General features: G+C 68.6%; 23 protein-coding genes. 11 read left to right on the forward strand and 12 right to left on the reverse strand.

Annotated elements, in window-relative coordinates:
* Positions 1-21: 21 nt before the first annotated feature.
* The 7 genes from J7500_RS10940 (at position 22) to J7500_RS10970 (ending at position 7,709) form a co-directional block, all read left to right on the forward strand.
* On the forward strand, positions 22-912 hold the full coding sequence (locus J7500_RS10940; RefSeq protein WP_294061739.1) for a YdiY family protein: 891 nt from the start codon (positions 22-24) through the stop codon (positions 910-912).
* Between the two features lie 500 nt (positions 913-1,412).
* Complete coding sequence (locus J7500_RS10945; protein ID WP_294061740.1) at positions 1,413-2,621, forward strand: hydrolase; 1,209 nt, start codon at positions 1,413-1,415, stop codon at positions 2,619-2,621.
* Complete coding sequence (locus tag J7500_RS10950; RefSeq protein WP_294061741.1) at positions 2,618-3,631, forward strand: arginine N-succinyltransferase; 1,014 nt, start codon at positions 2,618-2,620, stop codon at positions 3,629-3,631. Before J7500_RS10945 ends, J7500_RS10950 begins: the two co-directional genes overlap by 4 nt.
* Entirely contained in the window at positions 3,628-4,890 is a 1,263-nt protein-coding gene (locus tag J7500_RS10955) for an N-succinylarginine dihydrolase (protein WP_294062162.1), read from the forward strand. Before J7500_RS10950 ends, J7500_RS10955 begins: the two co-directional genes overlap by 4 nt.
* Before the next feature lie 59 nt (positions 4,891-4,949).
* Positions 4,950-5,162 carry a hypothetical protein gene (locus tag J7500_RS10960; RefSeq protein WP_294061742.1) on the forward strand — a complete coding sequence of 71 codons (213 nt, stop codon included), beginning with the start codon at positions 4,950-4,952 and terminating at the stop codon, positions 5,160-5,162.
* A 105-nt stretch (positions 5,163-5,267) separates the two neighbouring features.
* Complete coding sequence (locus tag J7500_RS10965) at positions 5,268-6,890, forward strand: pectate lyase (RefSeq protein WP_294061743.1); 1,623 nt, start codon at positions 5,268-5,270, stop codon at positions 6,888-6,890.
* 69 nt (positions 6,891-6,959) lie between these two features.
* The gene (locus J7500_RS10970) at positions 6,960-7,709 is read left to right on the forward strand and encodes an META domain-containing protein (protein ID WP_294061744.1); all 750 of its coding nucleotides are present in this window, start codon (positions 6,960-6,962) and stop codon (positions 7,707-7,709) included.
* Here J7500_RS10970 and J7500_RS10975 read toward each other — a convergent pair.
* Both J7500_RS10975 and J7500_RS10980 read right to left on the reverse strand, forming a co-directional pair.
* Positions 7,675-8,370 carry a tetratricopeptide repeat protein gene (locus J7500_RS10975; RefSeq protein ID WP_294061745.1) on the reverse strand — a complete coding sequence of 232 codons (696 nt, stop codon included), beginning with the start codon at positions 8,368-8,370 and terminating at the stop codon, positions 7,675-7,677. The two genes, J7500_RS10970 and J7500_RS10975, sit on opposite strands and share 35 nt — an antisense overlap.
* A 63-nt stretch (positions 8,371-8,433) precedes the next feature.
* Positions 8,434-9,843, reverse strand: a complete 1,410-nt coding sequence (locus J7500_RS10980; RefSeq protein ID WP_294061746.1) for a DNA recombination protein RmuC — start codon at positions 9,841-9,843, stop codon at positions 8,434-8,436.
* Positions 9,844-9,953: 110 nt separating this feature from the next.
* Here J7500_RS10980 and J7500_RS10985 point away from each other — a divergent pair, with 110 nt between their 5' ends.
* Positions 9,954-10,349, forward strand: a complete 396-nt coding sequence (locus J7500_RS10985) for a four-helix bundle copper-binding protein (RefSeq protein ID WP_294061747.1) — start codon at positions 9,954-9,956, stop codon at positions 10,347-10,349.
* Positions 10,346-10,822: a hypothetical protein gene (locus tag J7500_RS10990; RefSeq protein ID WP_294061748.1), complete on the forward strand. Its 477-nt coding sequence runs from the start codon at positions 10,346-10,348 to the stop codon at positions 10,820-10,822. The genes J7500_RS10985 and J7500_RS10990 overlap by 4 nt, the downstream gene beginning before the upstream one ends.
* Here J7500_RS10990 and def read toward each other — a convergent pair whose 3' ends face one another.
* Together def and recR are read right to left on the reverse strand one after the other, a co-directional pair.
* A complete protein-coding gene (gene def, locus J7500_RS10995; RefSeq protein ID WP_294061749.1) occupies positions 10,823-11,350 on the reverse strand; it encodes a peptide deformylase in 528 nt (175 codons plus the stop codon). It lies immediately after the preceding gene.
* A gap of 215 nt (positions 11,351-11,565) precedes the next feature.
* Complete coding sequence (gene recR, locus J7500_RS11000) at positions 11,566-12,162, reverse strand: recombination mediator RecR (protein ID WP_294061750.1); 597 nt, start codon at positions 12,160-12,162, stop codon at positions 11,566-11,568.
* Positions 12,163-12,215: 53 nt separating this feature from the next.
* Between recR and fmt the strand changes: the two genes are divergently transcribed.
* Both fmt and truA read left to right on the forward strand, forming a co-directional pair.
* Positions 12,216-13,133, forward strand: a complete 918-nt coding sequence (gene fmt, locus J7500_RS11005) for a methionyl-tRNA formyltransferase (protein WP_294061751.1) — start codon at positions 12,216-12,218, stop codon at positions 13,131-13,133.
* Positions 13,130-13,870 (forward strand): tRNA pseudouridine(38-40) synthase TruA, encoded by a 741-nt coding sequence (truA, locus tag J7500_RS11010; protein WP_294061752.1) that lies wholly within the window; start codon positions 13,130-13,132, stop codon positions 13,868-13,870. The genes fmt and truA overlap by 4 nt, the downstream gene beginning before the upstream one ends.
* Here the strand turns inward: truA and J7500_RS11015 are convergent.
* From J7500_RS11015 to J7500_RS11050, 8 genes are read right to left on the reverse strand one after another with little or no spacing between them, the layout of a single operon-like run.
* Positions 13,861-15,063: a class I SAM-dependent RNA methyltransferase gene (locus tag J7500_RS11015; RefSeq protein WP_294061753.1), complete on the reverse strand. Its 1,203-nt coding sequence runs from the start codon at positions 15,061-15,063 to the stop codon at positions 13,861-13,863. The genes truA and J7500_RS11015 overlap by 10 nt on opposite strands.
* Complete coding sequence (locus J7500_RS11020) at positions 15,054-16,457, reverse strand: NAD(P)H-hydrate dehydratase (RefSeq protein ID WP_294061754.1); 1,404 nt, start codon at positions 16,455-16,457, stop codon at positions 15,054-15,056. Before J7500_RS11020 ends, J7500_RS11015 begins: the two co-directional genes overlap by 10 nt.
* Positions 16,454-16,810: a hypothetical protein gene (locus J7500_RS11025; RefSeq protein ID WP_294061755.1), complete on the reverse strand. Its 357-nt coding sequence runs from the start codon at positions 16,808-16,810 to the stop codon at positions 16,454-16,456. Before J7500_RS11025 ends, J7500_RS11020 begins: the two co-directional genes overlap by 4 nt.
* On the reverse strand, positions 16,791-18,512 hold the full coding sequence (gene ilvD / locus J7500_RS11030; protein ID WP_294061756.1) for a dihydroxy-acid dehydratase: 1,722 nt from the start codon (positions 18,510-18,512) through the stop codon (positions 16,791-16,793). Before ilvD ends, J7500_RS11025 begins: the two co-directional genes overlap by 20 nt.
* A 29-nt stretch (positions 18,513-18,541) precedes the next feature.
* Positions 18,542-19,258 (reverse strand): N-formylglutamate amidohydrolase, encoded by a 717-nt coding sequence (locus tag J7500_RS11035; RefSeq protein ID WP_294061757.1) that lies wholly within the window; start codon positions 19,256-19,258, stop codon positions 18,542-18,544.
* Entirely contained in the window at positions 19,255-19,992 is a 738-nt protein-coding gene (locus J7500_RS11040) for an enoyl-CoA hydratase/isomerase family protein (RefSeq protein WP_294061758.1), read from the reverse strand. The genes J7500_RS11035 and J7500_RS11040 overlap by 4 nt, the downstream gene beginning before the upstream one ends.
* Positions 19,989-20,810: a 4-(cytidine 5'-diphospho)-2-C-methyl-D-erythritol kinase gene (locus J7500_RS11045; protein ID WP_294061759.1), complete on the reverse strand. Its 822-nt coding sequence runs from the start codon at positions 20,808-20,810 to the stop codon at positions 19,989-19,991. Before J7500_RS11045 ends, J7500_RS11040 begins: the two co-directional genes overlap by 4 nt.
* Entirely contained in the window at positions 20,807-22,336 is a 1,530-nt protein-coding gene (locus tag J7500_RS11050) for a tetratricopeptide repeat protein (protein WP_294061760.1), read from the reverse strand. Before J7500_RS11050 ends, J7500_RS11045 begins: the two co-directional genes overlap by 4 nt.
* Positions 22,337-22,365: the final 29 nt, after the last annotated feature.

Raw genomic sequence — 22,365 nt, forward strand, 5'->3', positions numbered from 1 at the left:
GCTCTGGTTAAGGCCCGCCCCATGCGTGCCTTGCTCCTTGCCCTGCCGCTGCTCGCCGCGAACACCGATCCGGAGCCGGCGATCCCTCCCGCCATAAAGGCGATGCTCGATTCGGCCATGGCGTCGGGCAGCGAGGGCGACGTCTCGGTCATCGTCAAATATGCCAAGGCGGCCGATCCGGAGAGCGCCCCGCTCGTCCAGAAGATCGCGCAGAACTGGCGCAACGACCGAATGGCACGGGCGCAGGAGAAGCTGCGCGAGGCCGATTTCCTCGATCTGGTGAAGGGCCGCGCCGAAGTGGGCGGCTATGTCAGCAGCGGCAATACCGAGAATGTCGGGCTGACCGCGACGGTGGAAGTGAAGCGCGAGGCGCTGGAATGGCGCCACAAGCTGCGGCTGCAGGCCGATTACCAGGAGAGCCTGGGCGTGGCTACGCGCGAGCGCTATCTCGCCGCCTACGAGCCCAACTGGAAGTTCGACGACCGCGCCTACCTCTACGGCGCGGCGCAATATGAGAGCGACCGCTTCTCGGGCTTCCACGACCGCGTCTCGGTCTCGACCGGCACCGGATACAGCGCGATCAAGACGCCGAGTGTGAAGCTCGACGTCGAACTGGGGCCGGCGTACCGCCTCACGCGCTTCATCGACAGCAAGACCGAGAGCAACCTGGCCGCGCGCGGATCGGTGGACCTCGATTGGAAGCTGAGCCGCGGGATCACCGTGCGGCAGAACGCCTCCGCCTATCTGCAGGACGCCAACTCGACCGTGGCGAGCAAGTCCGCACTGCTCGCGAAGCTGATCGGGCCGCTGTCGGCGCAATTCTCCTACACGCTCCAGTACGAGAGCCTGCCGCCGGTCGGCCGCAAGAACACCGACACGACCAGCCGCGCGGCGCTGGTGGTGGATTTCTAGAGCGTATCGAAATTCGGCCTAACGCGCTCTCCCCCTGAAATGGCGGGGAGATGAATGTCGAGACAACCCAGGCCCCCGGAGCACGATATTGCCGCTTGCAAAATTGGATTTGGCCTGAAACATAACGGGAACGCTCTTTCTCAATCTGAATATAATCGGCGTCTCGCGCGCACACGCACACGCACACGCGCGGGCACGTACGCACGCGCATGCGCCCGCGTTGGGGTGTCCACTTTGTCCACTTCCGCCGTGTCGACTTCCGGCATCGCCCCGCCGGATCGGCCGATGGTCAGGCCCGCCCGAACCGCCGCGATAGTGTGACCCTGGTGTGACCTTTGGCCGCGCAGGATGCGCGGGGCGGCGCGATAGCGTAACGCGCTCCCCTCCCTGAAAGGAAAGGGAGATGAATGTCGATACAACCTAAGCCCCAGAACCCCCGGCTATAGGCGCATTCGGCAGGCGGGGTTCAACCCGGCGCGCTTTGTCGCTACCCATTCGTAATGACCGAGCTGACCCGAGACGAGCGCGCCGCGGTGGACCATGTCAGGGCCGCGCCGATGCTCTCACGGACCGAGCAATGGGTGGCGATCAACAGCGGGACGCGCAACCTTGTCGGGCTCGCGCAGATGGCGGACACGCTGGCGGACGCGTTTTCGGTGCTGCCGGGGGCGCTGGCGCTGGTCGAACCCGAGCCCGTGGAAGCGGTGACCGCCGACGGACGAGTCGAGGCGATCGGCCACGGACGGCATCTCCACCTCAAGGTGCGGGCCGAGGCGCCGGTGCAGCTGCTGCTCACCGGGCATATGGACACCGTGTACCCCGCTGACCATCCTTTTCAGGCCGGCCGCTGGCGCGACGACGGCAGCTACAATGCGCCCGGCGCGGCGGACATGAAGGGCGGGCTGGCGCTGATGCTGGCAGCGCTCGAGGCCGTCGAGGCGAGCCCGCTCGCACTTCGCATCGGATATGAAGTCCTGATCAATTCGGACGAGGAAACCGGCTCGCTTTCCTCCCGCGGCCTGATCGAGCGGGCGGCGCGCGCCAAGCTGGCGGCGCTGACCTATGAGCCCGCGCTGCCGGACGGGACGCTGGCGGGGGCGCGTGGGGGCACCGGCAATTTCTCGCTGCTGGTGCGCGGGCGCAGCGCGCATGCCGGGCGCAATCCCGAGGAGGGACGCAACGCGCTGGTCGCAGCGGCCGACCTGGCGGTGCGGCTGGCGCGGGCCAAGGCGCCGGGACTCGCGGTCAATCCGGCGCGGATCGACGGCGGCGGACCCAACAATGTCGTGCCCGAGATGGCGGTGCTGCGCGTCAACTTTCGCCCCAGGGATCAGCACGCGATCGACGCGGCGCGCGCGGCGCTGGAGGCTGCAGCAGCTGCCGTCATGACGTCACACGAAGTGCAGGTGGAGGTCCACGGCAGTTTCAATCGCCCGCCCAAGCCGATCGACGCGGGCGCCGAGCGCCTGTTCGCGCTCGTCGGCGACGCGGGCGCGGACCTGGGGCTCGCCATCGGGCGGCGCGACACGGGCGGCGTGTGCGACGGCAACAATATCGCGGCGTGCGGCGTGCCCGTCGTCGACACCATGGGCGCCCGGGGCGGCGCCATTCATTCGTCGGAGGAATATCTGATCCCGGAATCGCTTCCCGAACGCGCCGCGCTCTCAGCGCTCACGATCCTCAGGCTCGCCGAACGGGGGCGCCTGTGAGCTTCCGCATCCGCGCCGCGCGCGACGAGGACCTGCAGCCGCTCTACGAAATGGCCAAGCTCACCGGCGGCGGCTTCACCAACCTGCCGCCAGAAAAGGACGCCCTGCGCGCCAAGCTGGTGCGCAGCCACGCCGCCTTCGCGCGCGACACGAACGACGAGCTGGTCGACGACCTGTTCGTGCTCATCCTGGAGAATGCGGACACCGGCGAGGTGCGCGGCACCTGCCAGATCTTCACGCGCGTGGGCCAGACATGGCCCTTCTACAGCTATCGCATCGGCACGGTGACCAAGCACAGCCGCGAGCTCGAGCGCACCTTCCGCGCGGAGATACTGAGCCTGGTCAACGACCTGGAGGGCTGCAGCGAAGTCGGCGGGCTGTTCCTGCATCCGTCGGAGCGCGCCGGAGGGCTGGGCATGCTGCTCGCGCGCAGCCGTTACCTGTTCATCCGGCGCCACCGTCCGCGCTTCGCCGAGCGCGTGCTCGCCGAACTGCGCGGCGTGATCGACGAGGCGGGCGGATCGCCCTTCTGGGACGGCGTCGCCGGACGCTTCTTCGGAATGAACTTCCAGCAGGCCGACGAATTCAATGCCACCCACGGCAACCAGTTCATCGCCGACCTGATGCCCAAGCACCCGATCTACACCGCAATGCTCTCCGAGAGCGCGCGCGCAGTGATCGGCCTGCCCCACCCCTCGGGCCGCGCGGCGATGCGGATGCTCGAGGCCGAGGGCTTCGCCTTCGAGAACTATATCGACATCTTCGACGGCGGCCCGACCATGACCGCGCGCACGGACCAGGTGAAGACGATCCGGGACTCGCAAGTCTCATACGTGCTGGCGATCGGCGACGCGACCGGCTCCGCCATCGTCGCTGCCGGCCGGCTGGAAAGTTTCCGGACCGGGTATGGCAAGGTGTCGCCGAATGGCGACGGCGTCGTGATCGACGCCGCGACGGCAAAGCTGCTCGACATCAAGATCGGCGACGAGATCGTGTACGCGGAGCGCTGATGCTGACCGAGATCAATTTCGACGGGATCATCGGCCCCAGCCACAATTATGCCGGGCTGAGCCCGGGCAACCTGGCCGCGACGCGCAACCAGGGCCGCGCCTCCAACCCCCGCGCCGCGGCGCTGCAGGGCGTCGCCAAGATGCGTGCCAACCTGCGGCTTGGACTGGTGCAGGGGATATTGTTGCCCCACGCGCGGCCCGACCACCGCTGGGTGGCACGGCTCGGCACCGGCTTCGCGGAGGCGCCGCGGCACCTGCAGGCGCAGGCGCTCTCGGCCTCGGCGATGTGGGCGGCGAATGCGGCGACTGTCTCGCCGGCGCCCGACACGGCCGACGGGCGCTGCCACCTGACCGTCGCCAATCTGGTGACGATGCCCCATCGCAGCCACGAATGGCCCGAGACGCTCGCGCAGCTCCGCCTGGCCTTCGCCGCGGACTGTTTCGCGGTGCACGAGCCCGTGCCGGCGCCGTTCGGCGACGAAGGCGCCGCCAATCACATGCGGCTCGCTCCGGCGCACGGCGCCCCCGGCGTGGAGATCTTCGTCTATGGCGTGACGGGCGGCCCCTTCCCTGCCCGCCAGCACATCGAGGCGAGCCGTGCGGTAGCGCGGATGCACGGGCTCGATCCGGACCGCACTCTGTTCGTACAGCAGTCCGAGGCGGCGATCGCGGCCGGGGCCTTCCACAATGACGTGGTAGCTGTGGCGAACGGCAGGGTGCTGTTCGCGCACGAACAGGCCTTTGCCGACAAGGAGCGCTTCTACGCCGACCTGCGCAGGCTGATGCCCGAGGTCGAGATCGTCGAGGTGCCCGCGGCGCAGGTGAGCCTGGAAGACGCGATCGCTTCCTATCTGTTCAACGCCCAGCTGGTGACGCTCCGCTCGGGCGAGAACGCGCTGGTGGTGCCAGAGGAAGCGCGCGAGACGGCGAGCGTCTGGGCATGGCTGCAGGACCATGTCGCCGGCAACGGTCCGATCCGCCGGATCGAAGTGGTCGACGTCCGCCAATCCATGGCTAATGGCGGCGGCCCCGCCTGCCTGCGGCTGCGCGTGGTCGCCGATCCGGCCACGATCGATCCACGTTTCCTGGTCGACGAGGCCCAGCTGGACAGGATCGCCGCGGTGATCGAGGCGCATTGGCCCGAGGTGATCGCGCCGGACGACATCAATGACCCTGCGTTGATCGCGCGCATCGAGATGGCACGGGCTGCGCTGCTGCAGACGCTCGGGGTTGTCGAATTAATTGACAGTTTACCATAGCCGTTAACGCGGAAACGGCGGAAATCCGGGCTTGGCCCGCAGCTTGCTTAACTACGGGCATGTTCCACCGCGTGCGCCGCCTCTTCACGATCAAGAACAAGTTCGAGGCCTATCTGGTGATCTATGGCCTTGGCACCGGAGCCGTGGAGCGCGGCATGCACTATCTGCACCGCTTCCCCGGCATCGGCGGGTGGATGCTGTTCCTGCTCTGCCCGGTCGCGGTGTTCATGGCGGGTGCCAAGATTCTCGACAGTTTCGACGTTCCGGAATGAGGAGCGCCGCGGCATCTGTCGCGGTTTAAACGTGCTGTTTATGCTACCGGTGTCATCCTTGCTTTGCTAAGCCGCTCCCCGAAAAGAGAATCGAGGAGTGGATGCATGGGTTGGCGGGGTTCGAAGATCGTGCGTTTTGGGCTGGCGGCGGCGGTGGCGAGTATCGCCGTGCCCGGCGTCGCAATCGCGGCCCCGGGTCGTACTTCCGCTCCCGCACCGGACCAGCGCCGCATCGAGGACACCATGAAGCGGGCGACTCGCTTCATGGTCGAGAAGGCCTCGACCAACGGCGGCTATGTCTGGTCGTACCTGCCCGACATGTCGCGTCGCTGGGGCGAGATGGAGGCCTACCCCACGATGATCTGGATCCAACCGCCGGGCACGGCAACGATGGGCCACCTTTTCCTTGATGCCTATCACGCGACCGGCGACAATTATTACTACCAGGCGGCCGAGAAGACCGCGAACGCCCTGATCGCCGTGCAGCAGGACAATGGCGGCTGGCATTACTTCGGCGATTTCGGCGGCGAGGCTTCCACCCGGCGCTGGTACGACACGATCGGGAAGAACGCGTGGCGGCTGGAGGAATTCCAGCATTATTGGGGCAATGCGACCTTCGACGACGCGGGCACCTCGGAATCGATGCAGTTCCTGCTGCGCCTCTATGTCGAGAAGCACGACCCTAAATATCTGCCGGCGCTCAAGAAGGCGCTGAACTTCGTGCTGGAGAGCCAGTATCCGATCGGCGGCTGGCCGCAGCGCTATCCGCTGAAGAGTGAATTCTCGCATCACGGCAAGCCCGACTATACCAGCTTCATCACCTTCAACGACGATGTCGCCGGCGAGAACATCAACTTCCTGATCATGGCCTATCAGGCGCTGGGCGGTGACGCGCGCGTCCGCGACGCGATCGTCCGCGCGATGAACGTCTTCCTGGTGACGCAACAGGGACAGCCCCAGCCCGGATGGGGGCTGCAGTACACGCTGGACCTGAAGCCGGTTGGTGCCCGCACCTATGAGCCGACCGCGCTCGTCACGCACACTACCGCCACCAATATCCGCCAGCTGATGCGCTTCTATCGCCTCACCGGCGACACCAAGTTCCTGGCGCGCATCCCAGAGGCGCTCGACTGGCTCGAATCGGTGAAGCTGCCCGCGGACCAGGTGAAGAACGGCAGGGCCTATCCGACCTTCGTCGAGATCGGCACCAACAAGCCGCTCTACGTCCATCGCCGCGGATCGAACGTGGTGAACGGCGAATATTATGTCGACTACGATCCCGCCAACACGATCACCCACTATGGCTCGACGCGTGCGATCGACGTGCCGGCGCTCAGGCGCGAATATGAGACGCTGAAGGCCTCCAATCCCGCCGAGATCAGCAAGGATTCGCCGCTGCGTCCGGGCGCCGCACAGCCGCTGCCGCGCTATTTCCTGGCGGACATCTCGGGGACGTCTGACCTCAACCTGGCGGAGGGTGAGCGCTCACCCCAGGCGGTGGTACGCTCGCTCAATGCACAGGGCTGGTGGCCAACCGAACTGCGCGCGACGAGCCATCCTTATGCCGGCGACGGCTCCGCCACGCCGGCACCGGGCGACTACAGCCGCGCGCATGTCGGTGACGCCACGGACACCTCGCCTTATACCACCGACAAGCCGGTGATCGGGATTTCGACGGGCACCTATATCGAGAATATGAAGGTGCTGATCGCCGCGCTGCATCGTTGAGCAGGCGTATCGACCGCTAAGCAAGGGTTCAGCCGACGAGGCGCAACGAGGGGCGAGAGGAGCCGTACGATGCGCTTTGCCATACTCGCTGCGTCCAGCCTGATCGCGCTGGCTGCCCCGCCCGCTCAGGCGCAGTCCGACGCCTCGCCTTTCCAGGCGCGAGGCACCGAGCCCTTCTGGTCGCTGACGATCGACGGAAGCACGATGCGCTTCCAGCCGAGCGACGGCCGAGCAGTAAGCGTCTCGCGGCCGCGGCCGATCGTCGGCTTTAACGGCGAGCGTTACGTCACGCGCCCGATGACGGTCGACATCACTCATGTCGAATGCAGCGACGGGATGAGCGACCACACCTATCATGACACGGTATCGGTGCAGGTCGGCGGGCGCCGCTTCAAGGGATGCGGCGGCGCAGTGCTCTCCGGTCGACCGGCGAAGGGCGCTTCGCTCCTGCAGGGCGAATGGGCGATCCGATCGATCGCCGGGCGCAATGTGGTGCCGGGCACCAACCCGCGCGCCGCCTTCGACGCCACGACATTGAGCGGCACCACCGGCTGCAACAGCTTTCGGGGCAGCTACCGCTTCCAGAACGGCCGGCTGATCGCGGGGCCGCTCGCTACCACCAGGCGCGCCTGCGTGGCGCAAGTGAATCAGCAAGAGCAGAAGCTGGTCGAGCTGCTCGGTCAGCGCCTGACCGTCAGCCGCAATCGCGATGGGCGGCTGGTGCTGACCGCGCCCAACCGCCAGACGATCGTGCTCGCACCGGTCGCGGGGCGTCAGCGGCCGCTCAGCTCTTCTTCTGCTTGGCGCGTTGCTCGCTGATATAGTCGAACTCGCCCTTCACCTTGGGATCGTCCGGATTGAGCTCGAGGCATTTCTTCATCAGCGCCTCGGCCTCGTCGAGTCGCCCGAGCTCGATCAGGTCGAAGCCCATGCCAAACCAGGCGCGTCGAAACGACTTCTTCTGCTGCTCGCCGACCTCGCGCTTCGCGGCCTCTGCCGCGCGGGCATAGAGATCGTAGGACGCCTGCCACTTCTTCTGCGCCTGATATGCGTAGCCGAGCTCGGAGAGATAATGCGGGTGGAGCGGCGATAGCGCCACCGACCGCTCGAGATACGGCACTGCGCCATCGAGCTGCTCGAGATCGATCATCGCAAAGCCCTTGGCCCAGAGCGCGATGCACCAGCCGCCATCGACGACGCGTGCGCCGGCACCGCCGGGGAGCGTCTTGTAAGCCGCGGTTTCGGCATCTTCGGTGTCGCAATAGACGGGAGTCTTGGCGCCGCCGTAGAGGCTCTCATATTCCGCCAGCAGCGGATCGACGAGCGACACTGCCTGCTGCGGCTGCTTGCCACTGACGGCCAGAACCACTTCACGCAGCTTGGCGTCGCGCGCCGCCTGCGCGGGATCGGGCTTGTCCTGAGCGAGCGCGGGACTTGCTAAGATCAGCGCCAGAGCCGCGGCACAATCCAATCGAATCATGATCTACCCCCTTGTCATAAGGGAGGCTATCAGCTTTCCGGTTTCATGTCTTTGTACGCGAGGCTATTCCGCAGCTTCGACTTCGGGCTCGTCTGGCGGCGTCTCGGCTGAGGGCAGAAGCTCGACCGACGGCGACTTGGCGATGACGTCGACGCTGTCGATGCTGTCGAGGCTGGCATTGCCCGTATCGACGTTGAGCGCCTGGAAGCGCCGCGCGGAGACCAGCACGCGGCCTTCGAAGCTGGCGACGAACTTGTTGTAGTTCTCGACCGCGCTGTTGAGGCCGCCGCCGACGCGCTTCAGGTGCGTCGCCGCCGTCGCGAGCCGCTCGTACATCTCCTTGCCGAGCTTGCCGACCTCGCGCGCATCCTCGGTGAGCTTCTGCTGGCGCCACATCGAGGCGACGGTGCGCGCGAGCGGCAGGAAGGCCGAGGGGCCGGCGATGATCACGCGGTTGCGCGCAGCGCGCTCCCAGAGATCCATGTCGACTTCGAGCGCGCTCGACAGGAAATTGTCGCCGGGGATGTACATGATGACGAAGTCGGGGGCCTTTTCGAACTGCGCCCAATAGGCCTTGCGCGACAGCGCCTCGGCGTGGTTGCGGACTGCGCGAGCATGCGCGGCGAGCGCTGCTTGGCGATCCTCGTGTGAGGTGGATTCGGCCGCCTGTAGATAGGCATCCAGCACGCACTTCACATCGACTATGAGCTGCTGGTCCCCCGGCAGGCGAATGATGAAGTCGGGGCGCAGCGTCCCGTCCTCCGTCGCGACCGACACTTCGGCCGCGAAATCGACATGCCCGTCGAGCCCGGCGAGCTCGATCAGGTTGCGGAACTGCTGCTCGCCCCAACGGCCGCGCGTCTTGGGGGCGGCACGCAGCGCGTTGACGAGCTTGGCGGTCTCGGTGCGCGTCTCGCCGAGCTGCGCTTTCACTTCGGTGATCGCCTCGCGCAGCACGCCATAGCTGTCGTTGCGCTCCTTCTCGACACGCTGAAGGCCTTCCTCATAGCGCTTGAGCGTGGATTCCACCGGCTGGAGCAGCGCCTTGAGCTTGGCTTCGTTCTGCTCGCCGGACTGGGAGAAGCGGGCCTCGGCGCGCTCGAGAAAGACTTTCTGCGTCTCGCCGAGCATCGTGCTCGCCAGCTCGCGGAACTGACCTGCCATCATTTCGCGCGCGCCCTTGAACTCGGCGAGCCGCTCCTCGAAGGCATTTTCCCGGGCGCGAGCGGCAGTCAACTCAAGGCGCGCGATGTCCCTCTCATCACGAAGTAGAGCGACCTCTTCGCGTAACGTTGGCACGTCCTTCGCCCGCTCCTCGACTGCCACAAGATCGGCGATCGCCGCCTTGAAGTCACTCGCATAGCGGTCGCGCTCGACGCGCAGCTCGGCCACGCCGCGGGACGCCAGCACCCAGCCCAGGGCCAGCCCGCCGAGCAGCGCAACGAGGATCAACACAATCGCAAGGGGTTCCACCGCCGCCTCCAAGAACAGACCGCGAACCTATAAGGCGAAGGATTCGGGGGCAAGCGGAACATGACGCCACGCCGGGCCGTTGGCCGCAAAAGCCGATCGGGAGAGCGTCCATGTCCATCGCCGAGATGATCAAGTCGCATCCGGACGTCGCCGGAAACCCCAACGAGCCGCTGGCGCTGGCAGTGCGCCACGCGATGTTCTGCTCCGCCATCTGCACGAGCTGCGCCGATGCGTGCCTGGCCGAGTCGCATGTCGAGAAGATGCGCCAATGCATCCGCACCGATCTCGACTGCGCCGATGTGTGCACCATGCTCTACAAGGTCGCGACGCGGCGCACCGGAACGAACGAAGCGCTGACTCAGTCGGCGCTCCGGCTGTGCATCGAAGCGTGCCAGATCTGCGCCGAGGAATGCGAGCGCCACGACCACGACCATTGCCGGCGCTGCGCCGAAATGTGCCGCGAATGCGCGCGCGATTGCCGCAAGGCGCTGGAGACGTTTGGATGAGAGCGCGGGTGGCGCTCCTCGCGGGTGCGGCGCTCGCGGCCTGCTCGCCTGCGACCGAGAGCAACGTACTCGACAATGGGCTCGCCCAGTCGCAGGCGGGTGATGTCGCTCCCGGTGCCGCCATGCCGCCGGAACCGCCGCCGCTCGAGAACCAGCACCCGGTCAACGTCGAGGCGGCCGCCCCCGAGGGCGCGGCGGCGCGCTATGTCGGCCGCTGGGCGGCGAACGAAGGGCTGTGCAAGGACGGCGCCTGGCGCTTCGAGGAGCGCCATCTGGCAACCGCGGGCGAAGTATCGTGCGACTTCGACCGAGTGACGCAGGTCTCCGGCGGTTACGACATCCACGCGCAATGCCTGGCCGAAGGCAACCGCACCACCGAAGTGATCAAGGTCCGCTTCGCCGAATCCGCACGCGCGATGCTGGTCGAATCGCCGACCTTCCGGGAGGTGGGGCTGATCCCCTGCCCCGATTGATCAGGCCGCGGTCTTGCGCGCCTTGGCCAACTTCTTGAGGATCATGTCGCGTTTGAGGCGCGAGAGATGGTCTATGAAGACGATGCCCTGCAGGTGATCCATCTCGTGCTGGATGCAGGTGGCGAGTAGACCCTCGAAAACCTCGTCATGCGCCTGACCTTGCTCGTCGAGCCACTTGACGCGGCAGCGCGCGGGACGTTCGACGTCGGCGAACTGCTCGGGGATCGACAGGCAGCCCTCGGTATAGACCGACAGCTCGTCGGCGGGATCGAGGATCTCGGGATTGATGAAGACGCGCGGCTCGCGGATCGGCTTGCCTTCCTCGTCTTCCTTTTCCTGAAGGTCCATTACGATCACGCGCTTGGGCACGCCGACCTGGATAGCGGCGAGGCCGATGCCGGGCGCGTCGTACATCGTGTCGAACATGTCGGCGATGAGCGCGCGCAACTCGTCATCCACCTTCTCCACCGGTTCGGAGATGAGGCGCAGGCGTGGATCAGGAACTTCTACAATCGGGAGTACGGCCATCGGGCCGAAATAGGCGCGGATGGCGGCTGTCGCAAGCTTGGGGTGGAGGTTTTTGGTTCACGCAAAGGTGCTAAGGCGCGAAGAAGATTTGGTTCGCGCAGAGGCGCAGAGGGTTCGCCACACAGCGGCAGCGATCGACCCTTCCACATTTTCCAGCCGCTGACGCGGCTCTGCGCGAACGCTCTTGTGCCTTCGCGCCTTTGCGTGAGAAATCCTCAGGCCACCGGCCGCCGCGCGCGGAGCGCCTGCGCCAGGGTACCTTCATCCAGATAGTCAAGCTCGCCGCCCACTGGCAGCCCGTGCGCGAGTTGGGTGATGCGGACCGGATAGGCCTCGAGCCGTTCGGCGAGATAGTGAGCGGTGGTCTGACCCTCGAGCGTGGCGTTCATCGCCAGCACGACTTCGTCGACCCCGCCCTCCGCGATGCGGCGGACGAGGCTGTCGACGCGCAGATCCTCGGGCCGCACGCCTTCGAGCGCCGAAAGCCGCCCGCCCAGCACATGGAAGCGGCCGGGGAAGAGCCGCGAGCGTTCGAGCGCCCAGAGATCGGCGACTTCCTCGACCACGCAGAGCGAACGCGCGTCGCGACGCGGGTCGGCACAGATCGCGCAGGGGTTGGAGGTGTCGACGTTGCCGCAGGTGCCGCAGGTGGCGAGATTGCGGCTCACTGCGCTCAGCGCGGAGAGCAGGGGATCGAGCGCCGTCTCGCGCTTCTTGAGCAGGTGGAGCACCGCGCGCCGCGCCGAACGCGGCCCGAGCCCGGGCAGGCGCGACAGGGCCTGGGTGAGCGCCTCGATTTCAGGAGAAGCCATGGCGCGAGACATAGGGGCTTGCGCATGCGCCTGCCAAGCGGTTGAGGGGACATATGCGGATCATCTTCATGGGAACCCCCGAATTCGCGGTGCCGGTGCTCGATGCGCTGGTCGCGGCGGGGCACGACGTCGTGGCGACATACAGCCAGCCGCCGCGGCGCGCCGGGCGCGGCAAGGCCTTCACCCCTTCCCCGGTCCATGCCCGGGCTGAAGCGCTGGGGATCGAGGTGCGCACGCCGCTGACGTTGCGCGACGCCGAGGCGCAGGCGGCGTTCGCGGCGCCGGAGGCCGATGTCGCGGTGGTCGCCGCATATGGGCTGATCCTGCCGCGCGCGGTGCTCGACGCGCCGCGGCTCGGCTGTCTCAACGTCCATGGCTCGCTGCTGCCGCGCTGGCGGGGCGCCGCGCCGATCCAGCGCGCGATCCTGGCGGGAGACGCCGAGACCGGCGTGGGAATCATGCAGATGGAGGCCGGGCTCGATACCGGCCCGGTGCGGCTCGAGGAGCGCACCCCGGTCGACGCCAAGACGGCGGGCGAACTCGCCGCCGAGCTCAGCGCCATGGGTGCGCGGCTGATGGTGCAGGTGCTCGCCGACCCCGAAGCGCATCCGCCGGTGCCGCAACCCGAGGATGGCGTCACCTATGCGCCCAAGGTCCACAAGGCCGAGGCGCGGCTCGATTTCACCCGCAGCGCGGTCGAGGTCGAACGGCAGGTGCGCGCGTTCAACCCGGCGCCGGGGGCATGGTTCGAATACGCGGGCGAGCGGATCCGGGTGCATAGCGCCGAGGTTCTTCCTCTCCCCGCGGGCGGCACGAGCGGGCTAGTGCTCGACCTGGCCTCGCCGGGTCTCGTCATCGCCTGCGCGGCCGGCGCGATCCGTCCGATCCTCGTCCAGCGCGCGGGGCGCGGCGTCATGACGTCAGAGGAGTTGCTACGCGGCTTCACTATCCCCGCAGGGAGCCGACTTTGACGCGCTTCGCCCTCACCGTGGAATTTGACGGCCGCCCGTTCATGGGTTGGCAGCGGCAGGATCACGGCCCCAGCGTCCAGCAAGCGATCGAGGAAGCCGCCTTCGCGGTCACCGGCGAGACCGTGGTCGTCCATGCCGCGGGGCGCACCGACGCCGGCGTCCACGCGACGGGGATGCGCGCGCATCTCGAGATCGAAAAGCCGATCACGCCCTTCCGGCTGATGGAGGCGCTCAATTCGAGGCTGCGGCCCAACCCGGTGGCGATCCTCGATTGCGTGCCGGTGCCCGACGACTGGCACGCGCGCTTCTCGTGCCTCGGGCGCCATTACGAATATCGCATCGTCAATCGCCGCGCGCCGCTCACCTGGGAGAAGGGATTGGCATGGCGGATCGCGCTGCCGCTCGACGAGGCGGCGATGCAGGCAGGCGCCGACCTGCTGGTGGGGCGGCATGACTTCACCACCTTCCGTTCGGTGCATTGCCAGTCGGAGAGCCCGGTCAAGTCGCTCGACCGGTTGAGCGTGGTGCGCGTGGGCGAGCGCGTGCTGGTGCGTGCCTCGGCACGGTCGTTCCTGCACCACCAGGTGCGCTCGATGGTCGGTTGCCTCGCGCTGGTCGGCCAGGGCCGATGGGCGCCAGAGGATATCGGAGAGGCGCTGGAGGCGCGGGACCGGGCGAGGCTGGGGCTCAATGCGCCTTCGGACGGCCTGTTCTTCCTGCGCGCGGATTATCCCTGACGCGTGAACCGCGCGGCCAGCTCGACATGCGTCGACCAGCGGAACTGGCCGACCGGCTGTACCCAGTCGAGCGTGTAACCACCCTCAGATAGAATTTCGGCATCGCGTGCGAATGTGCTGGGATTACAGGAGATATAGGCAATCACCGGCGTCCTCGAATCCGCCAGTTCCGCTACCTGCTCGCGGGCACCTGCGCGGGGCGGATCGAGCACCACGGCATCGAAATTGCCCAGGTCGGCACGCGACACCGGGCGCCGGAACAGGTCCCGGTGATCGGCGAACACCGCGCGCTGGGCCAGGCCCGCTGCGGCCTTGAGCGACAGGATCGAGTCGCGTGCGGCCTCGGCGGCATAGACGCGGGCGTGGGGCAGCGCGAAGGTGAAGGTGCCGAGGCCTGCGAACAGGTCGGCGATCGTCCGCGCCTCGCCCACCGCCTCGCGCATCGCGGCGACCAGTGCGGCCTCGCCCTCGGGCGTCGCCTGGAGGAAATTGCCCGCGGGAAGCGGCACGGGAACACCGCCCAGCGTCACCGTGACCGGATCGGGCTCCCAGCGCGCTGTAGGCCCCAACCCCTCGTCGAGCGACAGCCGCGCGAGCTTGTGGCGGCTGGCGAAGGCGGTGAGCGCCTCGGCGGCGGCGAGCCCCTCGGCCTCCATGCCGTCGATCAGCACGTCGGGTCCCTGGTCGGCCTGGGCGAGGTGGACGTTCACGCGGCGCGTGCCGGGCAGCAGCGCGGCGAGCAGCCCGCGGAGCGGCGCCACCAGCGCGAACAGCTCGGGCGCGAGGATCCAGCATTCCTCGAGGTTGATCAGCTTGTGGCTGTTCTGCTCGGTGAACCCCATCAGTATCTGCCGCCCGCGTCGCTCGGCATGGAGTGTGGCGCGGCGGCGCGTGTTGGGCGGCGAGAGCATGGGCTCGCGAATCTCGGCCTTGAGCCCCTGCGCGGCGAGCGCGCCCGCGACGCGATCGACGATGAAGCGACTCCATGCCGCATCGTCGAGATGCTGTAGCTGGCAACCCCCGCATTCGGGGAAATGCTTGCACGGGGGCTGCTGGTGGTGCGGGCCGGGGACGACGCTGCCGTCCTCGCGCACCGTGTCGCCCGGCGCGGCGAGGGGGACGTGGCGCCCGTCGGCAGTGACGCCATCGCCGCGGGCGGCGACGCGCAGGACTTCGGCTTGGTTTAGAGACATTCCGCGACCGCTTCTGGGATATGGGAGATCAGCCCATCGGCGATGAACGCCGGTCCCGCAAGCTGCGCCGCGCGCGCGTGGAGCCATGCGGCCGCCGCGGCGGGCGCCAGCCCCTTGCCGCCCTGCGCCACCTGCGCCGCGAGCAAGCCTGCGAGCACATCGCCCGTCCCGGCGGTCGAGAGCCAGGGCGAGGCGCCGGAAAGCACGCGTACCTCGCCCTTGGGCGAGGCGATTACCGTGTCGGCGCCCTTGTGGAGGATCGTGGCGCGGGTCGCGGCCGCTGCGGCGAGCGTGCGATCGATCTTGCTCCCCTCGCCGGGGAACATCCGGTCGAACTCGCCGCCGTGCGGGGTCAACCAGGTCGGCGCGGTGCGCGTGCCGAGCCACTGCGCCGCCCCTTCGCCGAGCAGCGTCAGCGCATCGCCGTCAACAACCAGCGGCTTGGGAACGGCGAAGGCAGTGCGGAGAAAGGCCTCCGCGCGGCGGTCTCGGCCGAGTCCGGGACCGAGGACGATAGCGTCCACCCGGTCCCAGGCGAGAAACTCGGCGAGATCCTCGCTGCTGTGGACTTCGCGGCGGACGAGCGCGTCGGGACCATCGCTCCAGGGTCGATTGCCAGCAAGCACGACGTAGCCCGCGCCGCCTGCCATTGCCGCACGCGCCGCGAGCCGCGCGGCGCCGGGCATCGCGCCTTCGACCACGGCGACGAGCCCGCGGCTGTATTTGTGGCTGTGCGCGCGGGGCCTCGACGACTGCGGTCGCGCGACCGTGCGCCATTGAGTCTCGATCGGAACGCCGATGTCGGTGCGCAGGAGCCGGCCGCTGCGCTCGAGCCCGGCGTCGAGCAGGTGCCCCGGCTTGAGCGCGCCCAGCGCCAGCGTAGCGGTGATCCCGCGTGGAGCACCGAGGTCCGCGCCGCTATCGGCGGCGATGCCTGAAGGGAGATCGATCGCCAGCGCGAAATCGGCGCCCGCGCAAAGCTCGGCGAAGACCGCGGCAAGCCCGCGATCGAGCGGACGCGCCATGCCCGTGCCGAATAGCCCGTCGACGAGCACCGGGCGCGGACGCGCGGCATAGAGCGAGCTGGTCGGCCCGTCCCATTGCCCCGCCATGCGCGAGGCGGCACCGGCCTTGGGCTCGCCGACACCCACGAGAGTGACGTCATGGCCCCATTTCTTGAGCAATCGCGCCGCGACATAGGCGTCGCCGCCGTTGTTGCCGGGCCCAGCGAGCACCAGGATCGGGCGGCCGAACGCGAAGCGGGCAGTCTCGCGCGCGACAGCGGCCCCTGCCCGCTCCATCAGCGAGTCCTGCGACGTGCCACTACGGAACAGCGCCTGCTCCGCCGCCGCCATCTGCGCCGCAGTGACGATCGGGGCGTCGGAAGGGCTCATTGCGCGAGGGACAGCCTGTAGCGCGCGCCGCCGAGCGCGACTTCGACCTTGCCTCCCCCGAGCGGCGTCACCACCGCGGCTTCGGCTCCGTCGGCGGCGCGCAGCTGACCGTCCTGCGTCAGCAGCAGCCGGCGGAAGCCGCCGTCGGGGTGGCGCAGCGTGAGCCCCGCCCCCTCGCGCTCCACAACGCAGGTTCGCCCGAACGCGGTCTCGCCCGCCGCCGCGCATTCGATCCGCTCGGCGGCGTCGGCGGTCGTCGCATTGGCCGGCTCCGCGGCCGCCTCTCGGGACGGCACGCGGTCACAGGCGGCGAGCAGCAGCAATATCGTGGCGCTAGATGTCCGCGTAGACATGGCGTTCGGCGCTGGCTCCCGGGTGCGTCACCGCGCCCTTATAGGCAGGGCCGACATTCTGGGAAAAGCGCCAGAGGGCGCCGGACTGGTAATCATTGGTGCGCGGCTGCCACTTGGCGCGGCGTTCGGCGAGCACCTCCTCGGGAACGTTGAGGTCGACCGTGCCGGCTTCGGCGTCGATGCTGATCTCGTCGCCGTCTTCGACCAGCGCGATCGGGCCGCCTTCGGCCGCTTCCGGGCCGACATGGCCGATGCAGAAGCCGCGCGTGCCGCCCGAGAAGCGGCCGTCGGTGATCAGCGCCACCTTCTCGCCCAACCCCTGACCATAGAGCGCCGCGGTGGTCGCCAGCATCTCGCGCATGCCGGGGCCGCCCTTGGGCCCTTCGTAGCGGATGACGACGACCGTCCCCTCCTTGATTTCGTTGGCCTCGACCGCGGCGAAGGCGTCTTCCTCGCGCTCGAACACCTTGGCCGTGCCGGTGAACTGGAGTCGCTTCATCCCTGCGACCTTCACTATCGCGCCGTCGGGCGCCAGCGAGCCGCGCAGGCCGACGACGCCGCCGGTGGGCGTGATCGGCGTCTTGGCGTCGTAGATGACCTTCTGGTCGGGGTTCCAGGTGACCTGGTCGATGTTCTCGCCCAGCGTCTTGCCGGTGACGGTCATGCAGTCGAGATGCAGGAAGCCCTCGGCGGCGAGAGTCTTCATCAGCATATAGATGCCGCCCGCGTCGTGCATGTCCCTGGCGACATAGCGGCCACCGGGCTTGAGATCGGCGATGTAGGGCGTGGTCTTGAAGATCTCGGCGACGTCGAACAGGTCGAACTCGATCCCGGCCTCGTTCGCCATCGCCGGCAAATGGAGCGCGCCGTTGGTCGAACCGCCGGTCGCCGCGACGATGCGTGCGGCATTCTCGAAGGCTTCACGGGTGCAGATGTCGCGCGGACGGATGTTGCGCGCGATCAGCTCCATCACCTGACGGCCCGCGGCGACCGCGATCTCCTCACGTGATTTGTAAGGAGCTGGCGCCATGTTACTGTTAGGCAAGGACAAACCGATCGCCTCACCCACGCAGGCCATGGTGTTGGCGGTGTACTGGCCGCCGCATGCGCCGTGTCCCGGGCAGGCCGCCTTCTCGATCTCGGTGACTTCGGAGAGCGGGCATTTGCCGGCGGCATAGCGGCCGACGACTTCGAACACGTCGATCACCGTCAGGTCGCGGTCGTGCCAGCGGCCGGGCAGGATCGAGCCGCCATAGACGAATATCGAAGGCACGTTGAGGCGGAGCATCGCCATCATCATGCCGGGGAGCGACTTGTCGCAGCCCGCGAAGGTGACGAGCGCGTCATAGCAATGGCCGCGGACGCTGAGCTCGACCGAATCGGCGATGACTTCGCGGCTGACCAGCGAGGACTTCATGCCCTGATGGCCCATCGCGATACCGTCGGTCACGGTGATCGTGTTGAAGCGGCGCGGCATGCCGCCGGCCTCGTTCACGCCGGTGCGGCACCAGTCAGCCTGCATGTCGAGCGTGGTGTTGCAGGGCGCACTGTCGTTGCCCGCCGAGGCGATGCCGACGAACGGCCGGGCGATCTCCTCTTCGGTGAGGCCCATGGCGTAGTAATAGCTGCGGTGCGGAGCGCTCTCGACGCCGACCGAGACGTGGCGGCTGGGGAGCTTGGATTTGTCAAAGCGATTGGTCATGGCGCGACAGGCCATTGCGCAAACAAGCGCTACGACGCAAGACTATTGCGCAAAAATTCTGCCAAGCCAGCGAGGATGTCAGTCCAGCGCGCGACGCCCGCGGTATCGCGAATGAGATCGTTGCGGACCTCGATCGCAGCCGAGGGAATGCCGTTCGCCTCGGCATGACGGTTGAGCGTCGCGTTGAGCAGCCGCCCCGAATAGGGCTCGTTGTCGCCGGTCTCGATGCCCCGCGCGCGGAAATAGTCGATCGCAGGCGCCGCGGCGCGGGCATCGCGATTGTAGAGCACGCCGACATGCCAGGGACGATCGGTGCCGCCATGCTCGAGGCACGGCGTGAAGCTGTGGATCGACAGGATCAGCCGCGGCCGTTGCGCGCGAATCCGCGACGCGAGCAGGCGGTGATAGGGCGCGTGGAAGCGCGCGATCCGCGCCTCCCGGTCGACGGGATCGTTCCCGGGGATCGCATGCCCGTCGCTGCGGTGGGGAATCAGGCCGACATGATCGGGCTCGCGGTGCAGGTCGATCACCAGCCGCGAGACGGTGGCGAGGATCGCGGGTGCGTCGAGCCGCTCGGCGAGGCTGCGCGTGAGCGGCCCGGCGCCGATGTCGACGCCGATGTGAAGATCGAACAGCTCGGGCGCCACGCCCAAGTCGATATCGGGCGGGACCCTATTTGAGGCGTGATCGCAGAGAAACAATATATCCCGCTGCTTTCCCTCGATTATCTCGGCAGGTGCGTTCATTTGTAATCGGGTTTCCGGCGCTCGCGGAAGGCGCGGAGCCCCTCGGCGAATTCGGCGCCGCCGAAGGCATCCTCGAAGGCGGCATCGAGCCCCTGCCGGCCTGCGAGCGTGCGCTTGAGCAAGCGCACCGCACCCGGCGCGTTCGCGGCAATCGTCGCCGCGATCGAGGCAGCCATCTCGCCGGCATCGCTGGCGCGCAGCTCGACCAGGCCGATGCGCCGCGCTTCCTCGGCACCGAGCCGATCGCCGGTGAAGAGCATGAGCGCGGCCATCCCCTTCCCCACTTGCGCCGACAGCCGCGCGACATCCTGCTCGGGATAGCCGAGGCCGAGCCGCGCGGGCGGCGTCGCGAATTCGGCACCGTCGCCCGCGATACGCACATCGGCCGCGAGCGCGAGCGCCACCGCGGCACCAAAGCAGCCGCCGTCGATCGCAGCGATCACCGGGACGGGCAGCGCGGCAATCGCCTCGATCGCCTCGCGCATCGCCATGCGGAAATGCGGACGCAGCGCGGCCTCGGCCTGGAGCTGCTCGAACTCGCGCACGTCGGCGCCGGCCGAGAAGATGCCGGGCACGGCGGACTTGAGGATCACTACGCGCGCCGCGCCCCACGCTCGGACGGCCTCGGAGAGCGCTTCCCAGGCCGCGATCGGCAGCGCGTTCTTCGCCTCGGCGCGCGCAAGGCTGATCGTGGCGACGAAGCCGTCATGCTGGACGCGGATCATCGCACTCATGCGAGGCTGGTCCCGGCGACCCACCAGCCTGGCCTTGCCAGGGCGGAGGCAGCGGCGGCGCGTGCCTCAACGCTGTCGAAGAGGGCGAAGCAGGTCGCCCCCGATCCCGACATGCGCGCGAGCCGGACGCCGGGCCGGGCGCCGAGCGCCGCGAGGACTTCGCCGATCACCGGAGCGATGGCCAGCGCGGGGGCTTCCAGGTCGTTGCGGCCGGCGAGCGCCACGTCGAGCAGCGGCCCCTCGCCGATCGGGCCGCGATCCCCGCCGTCCCAGCGTCGAAACACGTCGGCGGTCGACACCGCGACGCCAGGGTTAACCAGCAGCACGGGCATGCCGGGCAGCCCCTCGATCGGCTCGAGCCGCTCGCCCCTGCCGCGGCCGATCGCAGTGGTGCCGAGCAGGCAGGCGGGGACGTCAGATCCCAACCCAGCGGCGATGGCGAAGAGGCGCGGGTCGTGCAGGTCGGCGTCATGAAGCCGCGCCAGCGCGCGCAGCGTCGCCGCCGCATCGGCCGATCCGCCGCCGATCCCGGAGGCTATGGGCAGGTGCTTCTCCAGCAGGATCGCGTGCGCGCCGCCGCCGAAAGTCTCCACGAACCGCTGCTCGGCGCGGGTTACCAGATTGTCGCCCTCGGCAGCCAGAGCACCGGCAAAGGGGCCGCTCAGCGCAAAGGCCGGCTCCGGCGCAGCCGCGACATGGACCAGATCGCCATGCTCGACGAAGGCGAACAGCGTCTCCAGCTCGTGATAGCCGTCGGGACGGCGCGCCCGGACATGGAGCGCAAGGTTGAGCTTGGCGCGGGCAGGCTCGACGATCATGGCCGCGCCTCCGCGCCGCCCGCGAGCTTGGCCTGGAGGCGGGCCGCGGCGTCGCCTTCGGCCTGAACCGCGGCGGCGCGCCAGGCATAGCGCGCCTCGTAATGGCGCCCGAGCCGCCAATAAACGTCGCCGAGATGTTCGTTCGCCCGCGCGCCGGCGGGGTCACCCTGCACCGCCCGCTCGAGCAGTGGCAGAGCGCGCGCTGCGTCGCCGCGCTGGAAATAGGCCCAGGCGAGCGAATCGGCGACGTGCGGGTCTTCGGGCTCGACCCTGGCAGCGCGCTCCAGCAGCGTCTGGGCCTCCACGAGATCGCCGCCGCGCTCGATTTCGGCGGTGCCCAGATAGCTGAGCGCATCGGCCTGATCGGGGCCCAGCGCGACTGCCCGGCGAAGCGCCGCGCGCGCATCCTCCCACTGGCCCGAGCGGTCGAGCGCGCGACCCTGGAGATAGTGAAGCCGCCATTCCGAGCCGTCGCCGCTGCGGGCGAGCGCCGCGGCATAGGCCCGCGCCGCACCGGCCTGGTCCCCACTCTCGGCCAGCACGTCGCCATAGGTTTCGAAGTCGTCGCGCGTCGCGCCGCGCCTTTCCGCCAGCGCACGGGCACGCTCGAGCGCTTCGGGAAGCCGGCCGGCGCTGCGCAGCGCCGCGATCTCGACTGCTCCCGCGGCGTGCGATGCGGCGCTCTTGCGATCGACAGCCGCGAGCTCCGCGAGCGCGAGCGCGCTGGATCCGTGGACGGAGAGCGCGCTGGCGAGATGCAGCCGGGCGCGATCCTCTTCGGGATCGAGCAGCAACGCGGCGCGGGCCAGCACGATCGAAAGATCGGCCATGTCCTCCTCGCCGATCTCGGCTGCGAGATCGAGGAACAGCCGGGCGGCGCCGAACGATGCGCCGGGTTTGGCGCCCTTTACCAGCCGCTTGGCCCAGGCGCCTTCCCCCGCAGCGTCGAGCAGCTTGCGCGCCGCCTTCCGATCGCCGGTGCGTGCGAGCAGCTGGGCAGCGTCGATGCGCAGGTCCGCCGCGTCACCGGTGGCGAGCAGCGGCGCGAGCGCGACCAGTGCCTCGTCGCGCCGATGCGCGGCGATCAGCAGGAGCGCGCGGTGGCGCGCGGTGTAGCGCCGGGCGAGCGCATTGGGCGGCTCGGCATCGAGCTGGGCGACGGCATCCTCGCCGCGGTCGAAGGCGAGCCAGGCGCGCAGGGGGGGCGCGAGAAAGTCGAACGGCCCGTGGGCGATCCGGTCCACCGCCCGGCCCGCGCCTGCCGCGTCGCCGGCACGCAGCGCCAGCCCGAGCGCGAGAATGGCGGTGTCGGGCGGCGCGTTGCCGGCACGCACGAGCACGGCGGCGGAACGCGAGGCGAGCGTATAGTCCCCCGCCGCGAGCGCCTGGCGATAGGCGCGGCGCGCGATCACCGCGTCGTCGGGCGCGGCGGCGAGCGCCTGGGCATAGCCGGCGGCGGCGAGATCGGCCGCGCCCTCCGCATCGGCAGCCCGGGCGCGAACGAAGATGGCCGGATCGCCCGGCACCTGCGCGGCCGCGGGCAGCGCCGCGGCGA

Source organism: Sphingomonas sp. (assembly GCF_017744835.1).
Lineage (GTDB): Bacteria > Pseudomonadota > Alphaproteobacteria > Sphingomonadales > Sphingomonadaceae > Sphingomonas.

Bases quoted from the DNA above. Each gene is read 5' to 3' on its own strand.
- J7500_RS10940 (WP_294061739.1), top strand. From the start codon at position 22: ATGCGTGCCTTGCTCCTTGCCCTGCCGCTGCTCGCCGCGAACACCGAT.
- J7500_RS10945 (WP_294061740.1), top strand. From the start codon at position 1,413: ATGACCGAGCTGACCCGAGACGAGCGCGCCGCGGTGGACCATGTCAGG.
- J7500_RS10960 (WP_294061742.1), top strand. From the start codon at position 4,950: ATGTTCCACCGCGTGCGCCGCCTCTTCACGATCAAGAACAAGTTCGAG.
- J7500_RS10965 (WP_294061743.1), top strand. From the start codon at position 5,268: ATGGGTTGGCGGGGTTCGAAGATCGTGCGTTTTGGGCTGGCGGCGGCG.
- J7500_RS10970 (WP_294061744.1), top strand. From the start codon at position 6,960: ATGCGCTTTGCCATACTCGCTGCGTCCAGCCTGATCGCGCTGGCTGCC.
- J7500_RS10975 (WP_294061745.1), bottom strand. From the start codon at position 8,370: ATGATTCGATTGGATTGTGCCGCGGCTCTGGCGCTGATCTTAGCAAGT.
- J7500_RS10985 (WP_294061747.1), top strand. From the start codon at position 9,954: ATGTCCATCGCCGAGATGATCAAGTCGCATCCGGACGTCGCCGGAAAC.
- J7500_RS10990 (WP_294061748.1), top strand. From the start codon at position 10,346: ATGAGAGCGCGGGTGGCGCTCCTCGCGGGTGCGGCGCTCGCGGCCTGC.
- def (WP_294061749.1), bottom strand. From the start codon at position 11,350: ATGGCCGTACTCCCGATTGTAGAAGTTCCTGATCCACGCCTGCGCCTC.
- recR (WP_294061750.1), bottom strand. From the start codon at position 12,162: ATGGCTTCTCCTGAAATCGAGGCGCTCACCCAGGCCCTGTCGCGCCTG.
- fmt (WP_294061751.1), top strand. From the start codon at position 12,216: ATGCGGATCATCTTCATGGGAACCCCCGAATTCGCGGTGCCGGTGCTC.
- J7500_RS11015 (WP_294061753.1), bottom strand. From the start codon at position 15,063: ATGTCTCTAAACCAAGCCGAAGTCCTGCGCGTCGCCGCCCGCGGCGAT.
- J7500_RS11020 (WP_294061754.1), bottom strand. From the start codon at position 16,457: ATGAGCCCTTCCGACGCCCCGATCGTCACTGCGGCGCAGATGGCGGCG.
- J7500_RS11025 (WP_294061755.1), bottom strand. From the start codon at position 16,810: ATGTCTACGCGGACATCTAGCGCCACGATATTGCTGCTGCTCGCCGCC.
- ilvD (WP_294061756.1), bottom strand. From the start codon at position 18,512: ATGACCAATCGCTTTGACAAATCCAAGCTCCCCAGCCGCCACGTCTCG.
- J7500_RS11035 (WP_294061757.1), bottom strand. From the start codon at position 19,258: ATGAACGCACCTGCCGAGATAATCGAGGGAAAGCAGCGGGATATATTG.
- J7500_RS11040 (WP_294061758.1), bottom strand. From the start codon at position 19,992: ATGAGTGCGATGATCCGCGTCCAGCATGACGGCTTCGTCGCCACGATC.
- J7500_RS11045 (WP_294061759.1), bottom strand. From the start codon at position 20,810: ATGATCGTCGAGCCTGCCCGCGCCAAGCTCAACCTTGCGCTCCATGTC.